This is a genomic window from Metasolibacillus sp. (assembly GCF_025291715.1).
In the GTDB taxonomy this organism is placed as follows: domain Bacteria; phylum Bacillota; class Bacilli; order Bacillales_A; family Planococcaceae; genus Metasolibacillus; species Metasolibacillus louembei.
Map to the genome: position 1 here is coordinate 23,463 of NZ_JAMBIZ010000010.1, position 18,130 is coordinate 41,592.

Genomic DNA, 18,130 nt, shown 5'->3' on the forward strand with positions numbered 1-18,130 from the left:
AAAATAAAGCCACTTATAAAAGTTGGTATTTTAACGTTTTAAGTGGCTTTTCAAAAACTACTTTTAGCTTAACGGATTTATCAATGAAAAATGCGCTACTACTCACACATTTTCAAAATTCATATTTCCTAAATTGTGTTCTGAGGGTTTCGTCATACGGTATCCACTCCGCATCGGTCCATAAAGACATTTTTACGAGTTCTGATAGCTTATTTACAGCTTGTTCTGGGCTCGTTAGGCTAATTAAGTCTTCAAAATCCTTATTACGGATATCCCATACTTTCCGCAAGTAGTCATCATTAAGACATTCCTCTTGAAGTTGTTCATATTCATCCCTCGTCCACTGCTCACAAAAAATTCTTTCAGCTTGAATGTTCCCGTTCTCGAAAAACGACAACTCAAACACTTCCTCATTCATGTATCCGGCGGTCATCACTGGCTGCTCAATATGCTCAGATAATATTTTGCCAATCTTCTTCACTGTACCCCATACAAAATAATCGTGGAGTACACTGATCCAGTTCTCGTTGCTTTTGCTCACATACATCACAGCCTTAATCTCTTGAGCCCTATTATTTGACATACCTAATACTTTGGCGTGCTCTCTTAATACTTCAACAGTCTTCTCAAGGTCTTTCGATTTAATATGCAAATTGGCAAATGATCTTCCCACGAGATGTCCTCCTCTGATTGCTGTATATACTTTATAGTTTTCTCTATTATAGTAAGTACTTTGTCTTGAGCCTACTTACTTTTAGCCTAAATTTTCGAAGTCATCTATACCAGAAAGCATTTGCTTGTTTCAGTGTATCCAATGTAAGGAAATTACATTGGGTGCCATCTAGGATTTTTGCTAAAATGCATTCACCCTCCTTTTTTGACGAACTTCATCTTACATTTGGCATATTCGTCTATTCCCAGTTTATTCAAGATTATATGTTTACCTTTACAAGATTCTCAGCTAGATAGATAATGTGGTTTTTCATAATTCAATTAAAAGCATTAAATCATTTTACATACATACAGTATGTATGTTAAAGTGAATTCATAAATATAGGAGGTGGTTTTTCCAATGAAAGCAAATAGTTTTTATCCTGTTATTTTGACAAATAAGATTGAGGAGAGTTCAAAATTTTACACCGACTTTTTTGGATTTGATATCGTATATAAAGCGGATTGGTACGTTAGTTTAAGAAAATCCAGTAGTAGCTTCCCTTTTGAATTGGCTCTTCTAGATGCGTCACACCCAACAGTTCCACACACTTATCAAAAATTAGTGCAAGGTTTAATTTTGAACTTTGAAGTGGAGGATGTAGATAATGAGTATCGTAGACTCATCATTGCAGAAAAACTACCACTAGAACTTGATATTCGTGACGAGGTTTTTGGGCAGCGACACTTCATAACAAGTGACCCGAATGGAGTTCTCATTGATGTTATAAAAGTCATTCCCCCTTCCCAAGAGGAAAGTACTCAATACGTGGAGGATGTATGGGAGGAAAACTGATAAATAAAAATAAAGCACTGAAGGATTACTTTGGTTTGGAATTGGCTCACCGTCTCTCTAGTCTTATTGAACCTAATTTCCCAAGTTTCCCATCAGATTTATTTATTCAATCTGTTGCTAGCCAAATCGAACCTTTAGCTTTAAAAGGAAGAGTTGCTGTCATATCTGATGAATTAAAAAATGCTCTTCCAAGTGACTATTCAGAGGCATTAAATATTCTTTTAAAAATTTTAGGTCCAGAAAATGAAACAGAGCAAGGAATGTTTACGAATGGATATTTTTTAATGCCTGTAGCCCATTTTGTGGAAAAATACGGTTTACAGCATTTTGATATTTCTATGAATGCTTTATATGAAATTACTAAGCGACATACATCAGAATACGCTATACGACCTTATTTGCAGTGCTATCCAGATAAATGTTTAGCATATTTAAACAACTGGCTATATGATACAAACCCTCATGTTCGCCGTCTAGTTAGCGAGGGTACACGTCCACGTCTTCCTTGGGCAAAGCGCATACATGCAATTAAAGGAAATCCAATTAATAATCTAGATTTATTAGCTCCATTATTGAAAGATCCTTCTCATTATGTAAGAAAATCAGTAGCTAACCATTTGAACGACCTAACAAAGGACTATAAAGATGCTACACTTGATTGGCTTCACCAATTAAGGCAAAAGGATGACATCATTAATTGGATTATCCGCAAGGGATTACGCTCCCTATCAAATTCAAAAGATCCAGATGCTCTAGAGTTATTGGCATCATTATAAGTAAGGAGAAGCATTTTTCATGAAAAGAAGTAAAGAAGAAAGTTACGAAACAATTAGCAAGCTCAAGGGAATCGCTAGAAAGCATTTTGCCGAGCATGGCTATGCAGCTACTGTATTGGATGAAATAGTTGAGGAAGCTAACTTGACAAGAGGAGCAATCTACCACCATTTTGGGAGTAAAAAAGGGCTCTTTCTCGCTGTACTAGAATCAATACAGAGCGAGGTGGCTGAAAAGGTTGAATCTGAGGCAGCTAAAAGTGAGGATTTATGGGATCAGCTAATTCTTGGATGCCATGCCTTTGTTACTGCAGCTGTCGAAGAAAAAAACAAGCAAATCCTGCTGATAGATGGACCTGCCGTATTAGGGTGGGAAACTTGGCGGAGCATGGATGAAAAAGGCTCTATGCGACTATTATATGAACAGCTTGAAATGATGCAGCATCAAGGATACTTTGAATCGATATCCATTAAAGCATTGACACATATCCTATCAGGTGCGCTGAATGAGTCTGTTTTATGGATTGCACAAATGCCGAATGTGGCTGAATCGATCGAGGAAACCTTCAAAATCATTTCTCTGTTGTTGGATAGATTTAAATCTTAAAATGGAACGCTGTGCTGGTGTATTATTGCCAGCGCACGTTTTTCATAAAAAAACTTTTGTTAACTGAGAAAATCAGATAAATATTGTATGAGACTTTAAATCATTTAGTTGTCCAACTTTAAAGAGTCCCCTTTGTTGAATTGATATTGAACCAACATATAGATTAATGGAATAAGGAACACCAAAAGCAGGGAAATAAGAGAGCTGTATGTAATATATAATTAAAGGGTTTCTGAAAATACCACAGAACGGTAAGGAGTTGAAGCTATGAAATTATTGCTAACATCAGCAGGAATCAATAACAAAAGCATACACGACGCACTAGTTGACATGTTGGACAAGCCAATCTGCGAGTCCAATGCCCTGTGCATCCCTACTGCAATGTACGGACACCCATGGGTAGGTCCTGGCATCAAAACCTGGGAATTCATCAGCGGAAATTCCGAGAATCCCATGGTCAACCTTGGGTGGAAGTCTGTTGGCGTGCTGGAGCTCACAGCACTGCCAAGCATCGACGAAGATCGCTGGTTGCCGCAGGTTCGGGAGACGGACGTACTGCTAGTGTCAGGCGGCGATGCCCTCTACCTAAGCTACTGGATGAGGCAATCTGGGCTTGCAGACCTTTTACCATCATTGAAAGCTGTCTATGTAGGAATGAGTGCTGGGAGCATGGCGATGGCACCTAACATTGGGGAATACTTCGTTGGCTGGACTCCACCTGACGGTAGTGATAAAACGCTGGGACTGGTCAATTTCTCAATCTTTCCACACCTAGATCACGCGATGTTGCCAGGAAACACCATGGCTGCGGCAGAGAGATGGGCCGCCGGAATGAAATGTTCAGCATATGCGATGGATGATCAAACTGCCATCAAAGTGAGTGACGGCGCGGTAGAAGTTATCTCTGAAGGGCATTGGAAACTGTTTTCACCCTGATATTACGTTGTTGCTAAACATATTGCGAGCACTTAACTTAGGACACTCCACATTATACGAGGTTGTTATCCAAACCTTTAAGCAAGTAGAGGCTAGCCATGATTTGTCTAGCTGGCCTCTCACACCAGGATCCGTATACGGCCATTCAAAAGCTTTATGATTTATCAATTATAATGACGAGACTCTTTAGGCTAGCAGTCCACAGTGAACTTTTATCACCTAGCTGTCGGACATACCTAGCATACAAAAATGGTCAAACAGAAATATCTGGTTGACCTTATAATACAAATTAGCGGGGAGTGTAGAAGCTGGCTCAATATAAATGCCAAAGCTTCTATAATTTATCCTACAATATACTGATGGGACTGAATTATATTCTATTTTTTCACCAAAATAAATTAAGATATTCAAGTATATATCCGAAATAGCATTTCAAGTATGTTATGAAATGCTATTTTACTAACGGTGAGCGATAATTAAATACTCATTATTTTTTATAAGCTGAATATATGCAAGTTTTTATACATAATTTAGAATTTTGATTTTTTACTTTTTATATAAAAAACCGCACTTACTTATGATAAGGTTCTCCGCGATGTAGCTAAGTGCGGTTATTTAACTAACGTTTATAATAAAGAAAAGAAGTACATATTTAATATGGATATCTATTTACTCTAGCACTTTCATATAAATCAAAATAACTTTATTTGCTCTGTACTTGATAACTTACTTTTATTTTCATCAACAAGTTTATATCCCATTGATTGATAAGCCTTCAACCTTTTCTCAAACATTCTCTGCAGCATTGGCTCTTTTCGGTCAACATAATCATATACCTTTACTACTGATTTATTTTCATCTACCCGATGCAACCTACCAACATACTGCTGCAATGTTCCTTTCCATGATAAAGGCATCACTAAAAATAATGTATCTAAACTTGCATGGTCAAAACCTTCTCCTATATATTTTCCTGTTGCGATAATGAGCCGCTCTTCATTCGCATTTAAATTTTGCAATGCATTTAATTTCTCCAATTGCTCCTTAGACTTCATACCGCCCGTTAACACAATCAAATTTTTTACGAAGTTTCTAAACATACCTTCTAAAATTTTCACATGCTCTACTCTTTCAGTCAAAATCAATGGGGTAGCTCCGTTATCTAAAGCTTGTAACACATCATCAAAAATTAATCGATTGCGAACATCATCTTGTATTAGTGCTTTATAAACGTCCTGAATTTTTTTAGAATCATTTGTTGTATTATCTTTAAATTGCGTATAACGAGGATATAGAAGATGCTCAAATGAATGTACTTTTGAATAGGATTTAGCTGTAACTCTATGGCAAATTGAACCTAATTGCATCGTCATAATTGAATGTAAACCATCTTTTCTAGTAGGAGTAGCCGTTAAACCGCAAATATATTTAGCTTATACTTTTTTCATTACTTTTTCAAAGCTTACTGCTGAAATATGATGACACTCATCCACAATAACCTGACCATAGTTTTTCACTTCATCCTTTATTTCTCCACGATAATTTAAGCTTTGAATTGTGGCTATATCAATATTAAATGTTTGCTTATTTTTCCCTCCACTAATGTGACCTATTAATGTATCTTTATCTAAAAAAACATTAAGACGTTCTTTCCATTGTTCAATTAATTGTTTCCGATGAACAATAATTAATGTATTCACCTTTCTTTGCGCTATCAGTGATGCAGCTACAACCGTTTTACCAAAACCTGTTGTGGCCGATAAAATTCCTATTGGACGTTCCAAAAGCTTTTCTACCGCTACTTGTTGTTCTGGCGTTAAATTCCCTTTGAAGTTAGATGTAATTGTTTCACCTAATTGTGTTTGATCGTCAAATAAAGCCGTAATTCCTCTGCCCTCTAATACCTTTATTAACGCTTCCTTGCATCCGCGAGGGATAATAATAAAGTCAGTAGTTTCCTCATGACAATTTATATTTTTAGGTATACTATGCGTACTTAAGCGTCTAGCCTGTGCCTTGAAAAATTCAGGATTCTTTATTGAGGATAACTTTAAAATCTCATGCATTATTTGCGAAGGAATTTCATGCTTATTTAAATATAGTCCGTTTTTTTCGATGATTGTAATAGCTAATGGAAGCTTATCTACATCGTTATCCTTCACTTCTTTCACTTGTATAATCTGCTTCGGCTGAGAAGTTGCCCATAGTATTTTTTTGATTGCATTTAAATCTAATTTACGAACTTTTTCTAAATATCCCCATTGATCTTCATAAGCATTAAAATTTTCATCTACAAATACACTATTCAACTGTATTCGAGGACCTCTTTGTAAAGGAAGTGCGATTAAATTTCCGAATCCTCCCTTTGGTAAAGTATCTTGATTTGGAAATAGACGATCATAGGAATCCATTCCGATTTCATATCGATTAGAGAGCGTTTCTGATAAAATAAAATGCCCCAATTGTCGAGCTACTTTTGCTGAAATGGGCTCACTAAAAAACAGCCACACATGTCCTCCATTTCCAGATCTCGAACGTTCAATACTAACAGGTACATCAAGTTGTTGACATGTATCTACAAATGCTTGAATATCTTTTTGCCAATCACGTTTATCAAAATCTACTGCTAAAAACCAACACGTTTCATCTTTTAACAATGGGTATAGACCGATAGTAATCTCTCCTGAAAGATGCCGATAAATCGTTTCATCGCTAAGAGGTATTAGTTTTCTAACCTGACATTGCGAACATTTTATATTTGGCTTCTGACATAACGGAGGCTGCCACTCTAACGAACAGGCAGGTGTATAGCCTGATTTATTATTTTTAGACTGCCATCGAACAGCATAAACATCGTCTCTTCCGCGGAATAAACTTTTAAAAATCTGCACTCTTTTTTGAAGGATTTTTTCTTTCAATTGTTCGTTATGATTAGCTCGCTTAACTGGCTCTACTATTTTATTTGGTTCAACTTGCTTTTGTTTAAGCAATCCCCTCAAATGTGCATTTTCTTTTTTTAAATGTTCGATTTCTAAAAGGGCTTGATGGAGTTGTTGTTCAATATTCATCAAATTGTGCCTTTCCGTTTTTTTAAAACTCAATTTTTATTCCGATTCATCTAAATTCATTATAATTTTTTGCACCAGATTTTTGTATCCTTAAATTAAACTCAAAATTAGAAAAAGTAAAAAATAACCAATTATTTCGCTATCAAAATATCTCAACAAATTAACGTATCATTAATTTAAATTTAGCGTATAAATAGCGTATTTAAATTATAAATTAGCATACGAATAGCGTATAATTAACGTACGTTATTATATTCTATTTGAGGTGATTCATCTGTACACACCAAAATTTATTTACACGCAAGCTATTGTAAAAGATTTAATGTCAATTGAACGTTCTCGATCTATCGTAGAACTAATGCCTATTCCGGCACATATTGAAAGTGACTTAAAAGAACAAGCTAAATTAAAAGCAACCCATTACTCAACACGAATTGAAGGGAATACTTTAGATTTAGAACAGGTTGCACGTGTAGTTAAACAAAAGAAGGACGATTTAAGAATACCTGTCGAGGAAGAAGTACGAAATTATTGGGAAGCCCTTTCGTTTTTAACACAAGAAAAAAATAAAAATACACCCATAACTGAAGATTTTATTAAAAAGTTACACTCCATCATTGTTAAACATGGCTCAGGTAGAAAGTCTTCTAAAAGTAATTACCGTGGACCAATGCCTCCAGGAGTACTATTTGCTGTTTTCGATAATCAAACAAGACAACCCGATTATATTCCTCCAGAATACTCTGATGTCCCTGCGTTAATGAAATCTTTTGTTAAATGGATACAGTCAGAAAACGAAATGCCTGTTCCGATTAAAGCTGCAATTGTTACTTATCAACTACTAACGATTCATCCTTTTGAAGATGGTAATGGACGTACCGCACGAGCTTTAGCATCTTATGTTTTATCAACAACTAATTATGATGTGAAAGGCTTCCATTCTATTGAAGAATATTATGTTGAAGATTTACAAGGCTACTACAAACATTTACAAATGGGCTTACCCGCTCTTTATTATGATGGGCGTGAAAATCCAAAAAATTTAGCTCCATGGATTGAGTATTTCCTTAGAACAATGGCACTTGCCTATGAAAAAGTTGCTAATCTATCTATCCAATTTGCTACCTCCACTACAGATCAGCGTATCTTATCGTTAGAGCCAAAAGAAAAAACGTTACTTCGCTATTTAATTGAAAGCAATAGACCTGTTAAACCAAAAGAAATTGCTGAACTGTTCCAAGTGAAACCAATAACGATTACAAAATGGGCTAATACTTGGTTAGAAAGAAATATAATTGAAGGGGCTAGTGGAAATCAGCGTATCACATCGTATAGAATTGGTAAAAATTATAAAGATTTAACTTTGAATGATTTAGGTTATAAAGAAGACTAAATAAAATCACGCCAAACATTATCAAATAAATGTTTGGCGTGGCAATATTGATCACTAATTCTTATCTCACTTCTTTAGCTTTCTTCTAGAATATGTTACGCCCTCCCGTAATCTATCTGCAAATTTCTATTTACTATCTAACAAAAACAAACCACCAACTACAATAAATCTACTGTAATCGATGGTTTATTAAAAACCGCACTTACTTATGATAAGGTTCTCCGTAATGTAGCTAAGTGCGGTTTTTTTATATTGTAATTTATATATTAGTAAAACTAGAATTCAAGAAACTTGTGAGTGCTGAAATTTTATCTTCTACACTTTTTTGATAATCACTAATTCCACTTTGAGTCAACGGTGCTTTCTCTTTGATTAGCTCCTTTTCTCTTTTCTTTCGTAAATCCCTTTTATTCACTTTTTCAAGTAGTCTAAATTTTAATTTTACATCTGAGTCTCTGATTGTCTCTTCAGTAAAACCAAAATATTTTGGATCTTTATTTAACTCATATAAATGTGATGCACATCGTACTAAAACAAAAACTGATTCACCTATATAAAGAACCCTAGATTCATCATTTTTATATACACTAATCTCATAAATTCCTGCACCTATCGCTGGGATTAAATCTCTTTGAAAAAATTGAATAGTAATATTCATATTTGATTCTTTCAATTGCATCCCCCCTTTTAATAGTTGTTCTTGATAATATAGCTAAGTGCAGTTTTAATTATTTTACTCTAGGGAACCCTGCACAACCTGATGTATTTGATCGACCATTTCATCTAAAGTATGTTTGCTTGTATTAATGGCATATTTATCAACAATATAAGGGTTATACTGCCTAACTTCTTCTACTGTAACTTCATGCCAAATCGGGAGAATTACAACTCGCTTTTCATTGATTTCTCTATTTAAAAAACTTTTGAATTCATATTGTGACCAACCGCTTTCAATAAAGTTCTTGGATAAGAAAATTACAACAAACCTCAAATTTAATATCCCCATATTCATCATATCCGTTTGACTCTGTCCTATTTTGAAAACTTTGACATCTTCAAAAACTTTCAATCCTTTATTACTAAGCTTCTCCGATAACTCCGAAACAAAAATCTCTTTATCGAGGCTCGAATGTGACAAGAATACATCAAACTCTATTATTTCTTTTTCTTTAACTGAATGCTTAATATCTAATGAAAGTTCATTTAATTTTTTCGACATCTCAGAATAACTATTTAAATACTCTACATTTGTACTCGTTTGTGATTCCATTGATTTTAGCATGGTTTTAAATTGCTTTTCCTGCTCTTTTGCCAGCCGACCTTTATACCTGTTCATGCCTTCAGTATTTTTGCGTATCTGTTCAACAATCAATGTAATATCTTTGTCTTGTTTCAATAAATCTTTATTATATTTCCCCATTTTTTGAATATCCATTTTTGTTTTATTTCTTTTATTTGAAAGTTTTATAAGCTTGTCCGCTTGTGAGTCCCTTTTCTTTCTAGCGTCTGTCAATTTCTTTTTAAGTTGAATATCTTTGTCTGTAAGCCTTTTTAAGTTAGTTTCATTTATCCCCATAAATACACCCTCTTAAATATAATGCGGTACATAAAAGCAAACATTAATTCCTATTTTACGACATCGGGAGATATTTTTCAATTTTCTATCATTTCTTTTTTAGGAATACCTGACACTAAACTAGTAACTAACCTACCTCCCATTCCTAAAGCAAAAGAGAATAGCTTCAATTAGCCATTCCCTCTAATTTCTTAACTTATAAACAATGTATAGTACAATTAAAATCATTCACCTACTAAGCTCAGCTAGAACTTTTCAGCTAATTATTGTACCTCTAATCCTGTAATATAAAACTCGCCATCTATTAATTCAACGGTATATTGGCTAATTTGTTCAGTATCGCTAAAACCTTTTTCTGGATTATCTACTGTGTAATATTCTGCTACATTTACTTCATACTTCTTGTCCGATAGTTGCTCTACTGCTGCTACATTGTAATCAACTAAGTCCAAAACGATTCCTTTTGATTTTAGTGACCGCATATAACGCTCTTGCTCTGAATAAAATGCGGTCGAAGAATAAACATAATAACCTAGTGACGTAGTATCTCCATCCACATAGGCTTGTAAATAATACGTTATTAAGTAGCCTATCTGATCTCTAGCTGATTCAGTCGTGTTATTCGCTCCTGGAACAGGAATACTATCTAAGTCGCTTTGGCTTATTACATCTGATGAGCTATCTTCACCCTCTGCAACGTCTGTTTGTTTAGCCGATGGTTCAGCTTCCTTTGCTTCTTCTGCTTGTGGATTTACTTTATCCTCATACATTAATTTTAATGCTGCCTCAGCATCTTGATTAAAGGCTTCACTATCGTTGGATTGAACCTTATAAACACTAATGATATCGTCATCTACATACACTAATAGTTTGAACTCAGGTTCTTTACTATTTTCTGATACAGCAAGAATATGTGCTTTTTCTGAATAATTAACTGGATATTCCGCTTGCGTATGAACTAAATCTGTTGCTAAACCTATATCTGACCAAACTGTTTGTTCATTTAGCAAATCCATGACTTCCTTTAACGAATGTTCTGTACCATCTACTTTATATTTTTGTATCCGCTCAATGCGATTTTTTGATTCTTCATCATAATACAGCTCGGTTCCATCCACATTCATAAAATCAGCAATCTGCATTAATATATCATCTTCTGACATACCGTCTGCTCTCCATGCTTCTACTAGAGCAGCAGCAGGTCCATCTAGTTGGTCTAAATTATATTCTGTTTGACCTTTTACAACCTGCTCATGGTCATTTTCAGCCTCTATATTAGATTTATCATCTGGGTTATAGGTATATCTAAATACATCTATTACGAGACCTACAATTATTAGCGGTATTAAAAACTTATTCGCCTTTTTACTTATGGGCTTTAATGCTACATTTACAAAAACAACAAGAATAATCGCTGCAAAAGTAAATGAAATCATACCTAGTGCAATTATAAAAAATGCACCTGCTAAAAATCCTTTGAATCCATATCCTAATATAGCAAATCCTATACCTATAGCCACTCCTATAAATATTAAGAAATACATATATAGCTGACCAAATAGCTCTACCATTCTTATCCTCCCATTTACAACTCTATTTACTTGTAGCTTGCTTTCTTTTTTAAAATCTTCCTGATCCAACTATAAGAATAGTCATATTTTCTTGCTAGCTCTTTTGCATTCGTACCATCGTATTCCTTCATTATCTGCTCATGTAAGTATTCCTCAGATAATAGGCGCTTCGGAAAGGTTACATATTGTCCCGCAAAATAATCATGTATTCGAAGTGTGTTTTTATATCCGATTAGTTCCACAAATTCTTTGTATGCTCCATTGAAACAAGAGCTGTCTAGTGTACTATTATCCACGACTATCCCCCCTATTTTTTATTTTCAATATGCCATTTCTTCATTCGATAATCATTTCTATTATCGAATGGACTATCCTAACTAAAATCCACTTTTAGCGGTGTCATATGGCTACTAAAACAGAAAAAGGAGTTGAAGAAGTGTCCTCTGACACCTCTCCAACTCCTAATTTCAATTCTTGCAGCACATCGTTATTTAACATGATTTGGATACTTTCAATCTTGCGTGTTTCTCCAATGGTAATCTGGTGAATCAACAAATGTAACAGTCGTTTACGTTGCTCTCTCGTAAGAGAGTTCTTGAATGCCTTATCAAAATTCTCAAATATAGCTTTCACCTGTTCAGACGTTATTTTTGTAATCGTTGCCCCTCTTAGCTGCTCCTTCAATGGCTCAATAGCACTTTTCGCATCATTCACCTGCTGTTCAATCGTTTGCGATTTCTCGATATATTCATCTTTCGTAATCAATTCATCCATATACGCTTCCCACGTTTTTTCTAACTTCCGTTTCAACAATACTAATTCATTTTCATAATGGTCATGCTCTTTTTGAATAGGCTCGTACATGGATGATTGTTTATCGTTAATGCCTATCACTAATTCGTTAATTAATTGCTCATTGTGGAGTAACTCCGCAATTTTATTCAGAACATAGGGATCGGCATAATCTGTTCGTACCCCGTTGGAACGACAAACGTTCGTTCCTTTATTTTTCCATGCGCCACATACATAGTATTCTAGCACTCTTTTTTCACCCGACTTTGTACGGTTTGTTGTCCGACCTACAACCATTCCTGCGCCACATTGCGGACATCGCATAATGCCTGTTAACGGAAACTCACCGTCATGAATTCGATTAGGCTTACATGTACGTTCCTTATAAACCTTTTGAGCAATTTGCCATGTTTCTTCAGAAATAATTGCTTCATGACACCCTTGTACAATGACGGGGTCAGGATTAATATTATTTCGTCTTTTTTCATTCCAATCTCTGCGCACATTATATCGAATATAACCAGCATAGACAGGGTTCGTTACAATTGTCTTTATGGCATTGAGAGAAAATGTTTTGTTCTTCTTTGTACGATAGCCAGCTCGGTTAATAGAATTTGCAATAGCTTTATATCCCTGCCCCGTTGTGTACATGTGAAAAATGGTACGAATAATATGGGCTTCACGCTCATTTATTACAAGAGCTGTGTTTTTCCGTTTTTTATTTTCCCCGTCTACTTCAAGCACATCATAACCAAGAATGTGACCGCCATTCCATTTGCCTTCTTTAGCACGAGCAATCATGCCCATTTTTACATTTTCAGCGATATTATTTCGCTCATATTCTGCAATGGCAGCCATCATTTGAAATTGAAGCTTACCTGTTGGTGTTTCTGTTTCATACTTTTCAGTGTACGAACGAAATGCAATGTTTTTACTATTAAACTTCTCCACCATATTCATTAAGTCCACACTTTTACGAGCTAGTCGATTCATTTTCCAAACGAAAACAACATCAAACTTTTTTTCATCCGCATCTGTTAATAAACGTTGAACTGCTGGACGAGCAGTGATATTTTTCCCACTAATCCCACGGTCGATATATTCATCATAAATGCTATAACCCTCTCGCTCACAATATTCCCTTAATACTCGGATTTGCTCGTCTATACTATAGCCTTCTTCTGCCTGTTCGGTCGTAGATACACGAGCATAAATTGCTACCTGTTTACTTGTCATCTCCTTGCTCCTCCCTTCCCTGTAGCATGTATTGCTCACACATTTCAGCGAGTATGAGAATGAGTTCCTTGGATTCCTGTTCCATAATATCCCTCCATCTAATATCATTCACGGTTATAATATCTATTTATAGTCGCATTCGTTAGCGGGTAAAGAATAGTAAGGGCTAAATTGCCCCTACTAACTTTTGAATATTCCTTCTCGTTAACATTTATTTAAGCCAATGACTTCAATCTCATTTTTATTACCAAAACATAATGTATTGAATTCAGGTGAAAAATTGAGTGCTTCATTCGGTAATCCTTAAATACATTCGGCTGGATCATCTAATAAAAAGCCATCTTGCAACACAAACGAGAAAAATGGTGATTCATTTTGCTCTAAAAAAGAAACAAACTCAAGAATTAATTGTACATATTGCTTCTGGCTTGTGACTACTTGATGGTCATTGGCATACCAAACAACCTCCCAGCCATAACCATTATCAACAAATAAGTGATGTGGTCGCACAGGTAATTGCGATAAGTGATTCAATACATACTCCAGCTCTTTTGATGCTTCTGGTAAATATAAATGTGTATTGAAAGTAACATAAGCCGCTAAACGATATAAGGAATGCTCGCCATCGTGATGGTCTTCTCGCATATCCGCATCATATATCAAATGAAGTGCCGTATCTGTATGGTCAGTTGTATTTGTAAAATTCATCATTCATTCTCCTTTTGTGTATCAGCTAGATTTGCTGTTTAATTAATTTTCCCGTAAACCCGTAATTTGTTGAGGCAATTTCTTTTTGGTTTACCTGTCAAAACTCGGGTTTACGGGTTAAATATTTTTACTCATCGTTTGATGTCAATATCGTAGCCTCGGGTACTTTGAAACTATAAGTAACAATCTTGCTACCACCAGCAGTAGGTATACGTTTATAATTTCGATCTCGCTCACGTAAATAAAATGGAGCATCCTTTAAGCTTTCTTCGACTACCTTGATATTTGTTGCAAACGGTTGAATTAATTTCTCGAAAGCTTGAAGGTAGTATGATACCTCATAATAGCCTCTACGCTTGCTAATCTTTCCCTTGCATTCACCTATTGGGTGAGATTTACCGAAAATAAAACTATTAAATGTTACTGGTACATCCTTTAATACAGCATCATAAACAGTTTTAGCTATATTTCTTTCATTTGCGAGAGCAGATTCTACGTTATTAATTAACTTAAATACCTCTTTAAGATTAAACTTTAACTGAAGTGGCTCTTGAGCTAACTCTAATCCGGTTAATATCGCTGCATATCGTTGAATAACTCGGTCACTATACTCGGATTTTGGGAGGGTCTTTTTAAATTTTTTCATCCACTTTTTATAAGTAATAGGGATGACTGACCAATTTTTCGCCAATTTGCGAGCAAAGCGAATGCCTGCACCACCGTAATTATTAGCTATGACGCTTTTTATGGTATCCGCTTGTGCTGCGGAATCCGTCCACTGTATATCAGCAAATTCCTGCATTCGGACATATAAGCCACCATTTTTATTCGTATTTTCCAATACACTACTTTCACCTGTTGTAATAAGAGTAGTTGCCCACTCACTCTTCGCAGCAAGGTCACCTGTTTTAGTTGATCGTTCCTTGTCACCGCCTTCCGCAAGGCGATAGATAACATTTGTAAAATCTTTAATTTCAGACATGGAAGTTTCGTCTAACAACAAAGCTACACCATTATTTTTGCCTAACCTTTTCATCATAGCATTTGCAGTAGCATTCCAGCTTTGAAACAGTCCTTTTTCACCTTTGGTAGGACGACCCCAAACAGAAACAGCTAACGCCCCTGCTGTGGTTTTGCCTGTAGTTGAACGACCAACTAAATGAAAAATAGCAGTATCAACTGATTCACCTGTCCGTTTCAAATAACCAATGATAATTGATGAAAGACCTAACCCTAAAGCAAGTGTCAAATTAGGTGAAGGAATCACTTGCTTTTTGACCATCCTCTGCCATTCACCTAAACTTCCCTCTACAGCTACATTGAAATCGCAGTTTTGTTGATCCCATTTCAATGCCTGTTTCTCAGTAGCAATTGGTCTACATAAACCAAAAACAATCTGATCCTTATGAATCATTGAAGACGTTGGTAAAAAACCAATGTGCGTATATGTTTTCCTAGAAGTAAGCGTTTGATATTGCTCAATCAAGTATTCATTCAATATCGATTTATGAGCTTGCTGAACTAAGAAGCCAAATTGACTGAGCAATCTGATTTTCTTCTCTTCAAACTCTTCTGTTGTAAAGATTTCACATTGTAAATTACCATTTATAGCAAACGCTAATACAATAAAACCTTTACCGTCCTTTACCTCTTGGCGACGTTCATCCACATACATGACATCTGACAATTTTTGATGGTCATAGTTAAAAACACCTTGTTTTGTTACATACACATCAGCGTATTTAATGGTTTGACCAGCCTTTAATTCTTCCCACATCATCTCTCACCTCCTTATTCAATTGATTTTTTACTACTATTTATTAGTAGTAATTGATAATGACTAAAACTGTAGATTGAGACACGCTTCTTCCACTGAACGAAACTAGGAATGACGGTTTGGGCAACAAAAAAAGCCCAAACATAACAACAGCTAAATTGACCTAATAAAAGGCAATAGCTATTTGTTATGCTTAGGCTTTCTGATACAATCCCTTAACTCGATTGTAGGGCAGTGAAAAGTCAGCATGCGCGTGACATATTGTCGGCAGAGGCTTCCTGTGCATATCATCTTATCTAGTGATTATTCGTTAAAAAAGTAGCTTATTCATACTACAATTCATCATCTGTTCCAACGTTAGTTGGTATTTACAATATATAATAGCAATAATGATTTTTCAATCTAAAAAATCTAAAAACCTTTTATTCTAAGCAACCATATAACTATACCGAACAATATAAATTATATTAAAATATCTTTATTTTATATTTGTTTGGCTAAAGCCCAGTACGTCCTATCGGTAGAAAAGATTGCTATTTTTCCAATAGTCTATTTACTATACAGTTAATAGTAAATATTGTGTCTAAATTGTGAACGTTGATTATTTATACCCTATTACGATTCCCACATAAACCTGAGAAAAAATATTGCTTTCTACTGTAAATTTTACGGGTTTACGGGTTTACGGGTTTTGGTTAACTTAAATGAGCAAAAAAGTCTCCTCTGTACAAAAAAATAACTAGCAGTAAATGAATCTACTGCTAGTTACATAATTATTTATTCTCGTTGATAATCTCTCTTGCTACCTCAGTTGCTACAGCTACTACAACCGCTCCGATTACTTTATCCCACATTTCATAACACCTCCTCCACTATTGAAATAACGGATTGCTTACTAAACTTCCAATTCAACTGGCACATGGTGAATAAACCACTTTACATATTTGGCATATGCCAGCTCTTCATTATCAACGCTTTTTATATTGAATCCTCCTGTTCAGATTGCTTTACTACTTCATCATTTTTTAGCAATACCTCATAATTTTCTATGTTCCCTGTTTCAACAACAATTAGCGTGTAGTAATCACCTTTTTCATCTGTATAATTCGCACTTTCACAAATTATTGGGTCTGCTAAATGTGCAATAACGTGTATTGGCACTAGTCGCTCGTCTATTTCCTCATGCATCAACCAAACGGTTTCATAGCCGATTTCATGAAGCTCAATTACTTTTCCTAACTCCTCTTCCAGTATCTCGATTAATCGTTTAACTGCAATCATTCGTAACAACCTCCTATTCTCTTTAAAATAAAAAGCCCTAACATCCCTTTCAGATGTTAGAGCCTATTTGTCATTTAAAATTTTATTCATTTTCAAAATATCCACTCTCTTTCATTGAAACATAGCTATCATCACCCAGCACAATATGGTCAAGCATTTCCACCCCAACAATTAAACCAGCCTCAATTAAACGCTTTGTAACATCAATGTCCTCTGGACTTGGTGTCGGGTTTTATCAAGAGTAAATTACTAAAAATCCATTAACATCAATGTTTTTACTTTAAGAACATATATTTAACGTGTTAAATCAAATGAAAAAATACAATGTAATTATTAGATGACAATTGATTACGGTCAGAAGAATGTACCACAAATAAAAAAACTAATTCCTTTTTATTTTATCGAGGAATTAAGCTTTTGACCTGCAACAATCACGCCCAATTTCGGAATATCTATAATATGATTTCGATCTTAAATTATCTACTTTAACTGACGCTACCTGCTCGTTAAAGAAGACCTATTTAAAAAAGTTTATACTGCACCTGCCTTTATTATGTAAGTAAAAGTAGTAAAGCTTTAAATTGGTTTTCAAAAAAGTAGGGTTGATTATTTCTTTTTCATCAATTATTATTGTGTTATTATCACAATATGAGAAAGGAGGCAAAAAGTAATGGGAATTGATTTCATTAATGTCGAGTTTAGAAAGCATGTAAAAGTTTCAGGGGATTTAGGTACAACGGGATCAGTATGTCCTTTTTCACAAAAACAAAAAATGGAAACACTACCGGAAAACTTTTTGCCTCCTTTTATATAATGGGCAAAAATTTATGAATCTATTGCATTTGTAAAAATGCATACGAATGATTAGGCACCGGTTGTTAAACTGGTGCCTTTTTTTTGTTTGA

17 protein-coding genes and 1 pseudogene are annotated in these 18,130 nt (G+C 35.0%); 6 read left to right on the plus strand and 12 right to left on the minus strand.

Going from position 1 to position 18,130, the window contains the following annotated elements:
* Positions 1-112: 112 nt before the first annotated feature.
* Positions 113-673 (minus strand): hypothetical protein, encoded by a 561-nt coding sequence (locus M3Z76_RS08530; protein ID WP_293923651.1) that lies wholly within the window; start codon positions 671-673, stop codon positions 113-115.
* 399 nt (positions 674-1,072) lie between these two features.
* Here M3Z76_RS08530 and M3Z76_RS08535 point away from each other — a divergent pair, with 399 nt between their 5' ends.
* The 4 genes from M3Z76_RS08535 (at position 1,073) to M3Z76_RS08550 (ending at position 3,823) form a co-directional block, all read left to right on the plus strand.
* On the plus strand, positions 1,073-1,507 hold the full coding sequence (locus M3Z76_RS08535; protein ID WP_293923648.1) for a VOC family protein: 435 nt from the start codon (positions 1,073-1,075) through the stop codon (positions 1,505-1,507).
* A complete protein-coding gene (locus M3Z76_RS08540) occupies positions 1,507-2,283 on the plus strand; it encodes a DNA alkylation repair protein (RefSeq protein ID WP_483310157.1) in 777 nt (258 codons plus the stop codon). The genes M3Z76_RS08535 and M3Z76_RS08540 overlap by 1 nt, the downstream gene beginning before the upstream one ends.
* Positions 2,284-2,302: 19 nt before the next feature.
* Positions 2,303-2,887 (plus strand): TetR/AcrR family transcriptional regulator, encoded by a 585-nt coding sequence (locus M3Z76_RS08545; protein ID WP_293923645.1) that lies wholly within the window; start codon positions 2,303-2,305, stop codon positions 2,885-2,887.
* A gap of 267 nt (positions 2,888-3,154) precedes the next feature.
* Complete coding sequence (locus M3Z76_RS08550; protein WP_293923644.1) at positions 3,155-3,823, plus strand: Type 1 glutamine amidotransferase-like domain-containing protein; 669 nt, start codon at positions 3,155-3,157, stop codon at positions 3,821-3,823.
* Positions 3,824-4,515: 692 nt separating this feature from the next.
* On the opposite strand, the gene M3Z76_RS08555 is transcribed toward M3Z76_RS08550, so the two are convergent.
* Positions 4,516-5,196 (minus strand): DEAD/DEAH box helicase, encoded by a 681-nt coding sequence (locus tag M3Z76_RS08555; RefSeq protein ID WP_293923642.1) that lies wholly within the window; start codon positions 5,194-5,196, stop codon positions 4,516-4,518.
* A 60-nt stretch (positions 5,197-5,256) separates the two neighbouring features.
* A complete protein-coding gene (locus tag M3Z76_RS08560) occupies positions 5,257-6,891 on the minus strand; it encodes a TOTE conflict system archaeo-eukaryotic primase domain-containing protein (protein ID WP_293923640.1) in 1,635 nt (544 codons plus the stop codon).
* A 322-nt stretch (positions 6,892-7,213) separates the two neighbouring features.
* On the opposite strand from M3Z76_RS08560, the gene M3Z76_RS08565 reads away from it, so the two are divergent.
* On the plus strand, positions 7,214-8,284 hold the full coding sequence (locus M3Z76_RS08565; protein WP_293923639.1) for a Fic family protein: 1,071 nt from the start codon (positions 7,214-7,216) through the stop codon (positions 8,282-8,284).
* A gap of 259 nt (positions 8,285-8,543) precedes the next feature.
* On the opposite strand, the gene M3Z76_RS08570 is transcribed toward M3Z76_RS08565, so the two are convergent.
* The 9 genes and pseudogenes from M3Z76_RS08570 to M3Z76_RS08610 all read right to left on the minus strand — a co-directional run.
* A complete protein-coding gene (locus M3Z76_RS08570; protein ID WP_293923638.1) occupies positions 8,544-8,957 on the minus strand; it encodes a GIY-YIG nuclease family protein in 414 nt (137 codons plus the stop codon).
* A gap of 60 nt (positions 8,958-9,017) precedes the next feature.
* Positions 9,018-9,860, minus strand: coding sequence for a toll/interleukin-1 receptor domain-containing protein (locus M3Z76_RS08575; protein ID WP_293923637.1), 843 nt, complete (start codon positions 9,858-9,860; stop codon positions 9,018-9,020).
* Between the two features lie 263 nt (positions 9,861-10,123).
* The gene (locus M3Z76_RS08580; RefSeq protein ID WP_293923635.1) at positions 10,124-11,431 is read right to left on the minus strand and encodes a TcaA NTF2-like domain-containing protein; all 1,308 of its coding nucleotides are present in this window, start codon (positions 11,429-11,431) and stop codon (positions 10,124-10,126) included.
* A gap of 26 nt (positions 11,432-11,457) precedes the next feature.
* Entirely contained in the window at positions 11,458-11,727 is a 270-nt protein-coding gene (locus M3Z76_RS08585) for a Mor transcription activator family protein (RefSeq protein ID WP_293923633.1), read from the minus strand.
* 103 nt (positions 11,728-11,830) lie between these two features.
* Positions 11,831-13,459, minus strand: coding sequence for a recombinase family protein (locus M3Z76_RS08590; protein WP_293923632.1), 1,629 nt, complete (start codon positions 13,457-13,459; stop codon positions 11,831-11,833).
* A gap of 303 nt (positions 13,460-13,762) precedes the next feature.
* A complete protein-coding gene (locus M3Z76_RS08595; RefSeq protein ID WP_293923630.1) occupies positions 13,763-14,170 on the minus strand; it encodes a hypothetical protein in 408 nt (135 codons plus the stop codon).
* Between the two features lie 124 nt (positions 14,171-14,294).
* A complete protein-coding gene (locus M3Z76_RS08600) occupies positions 14,295-15,947 on the minus strand; it encodes a DUF927 domain-containing protein (protein WP_293923627.1) in 1,653 nt (550 codons plus the stop codon).
* A gap of 975 nt (positions 15,948-16,922) precedes the next feature.
* Entirely contained in the window at positions 16,923-17,225 is a 303-nt protein-coding gene (locus M3Z76_RS08605; RefSeq protein ID WP_293923624.1) for a hypothetical protein, read from the minus strand.
* A gap of 82 nt (positions 17,226-17,307) precedes the next feature.
* A pseudogene (locus tag M3Z76_RS08610) lies at positions 17,308-17,457 on the minus strand (JAB domain-containing protein); the annotation flags it as partial.
* A 438-nt stretch (positions 17,458-17,895) separates the two neighbouring features.
* Between M3Z76_RS08610 and M3Z76_RS08615 the strand changes: the two are divergent.
* A complete protein-coding gene (locus tag M3Z76_RS08615; protein ID WP_002360221.1) occupies positions 17,896-18,039 on the plus strand; it encodes a hypothetical protein in 144 nt (47 codons plus the stop codon).
* Positions 18,040-18,130 lie beyond the last annotated feature (91 nt).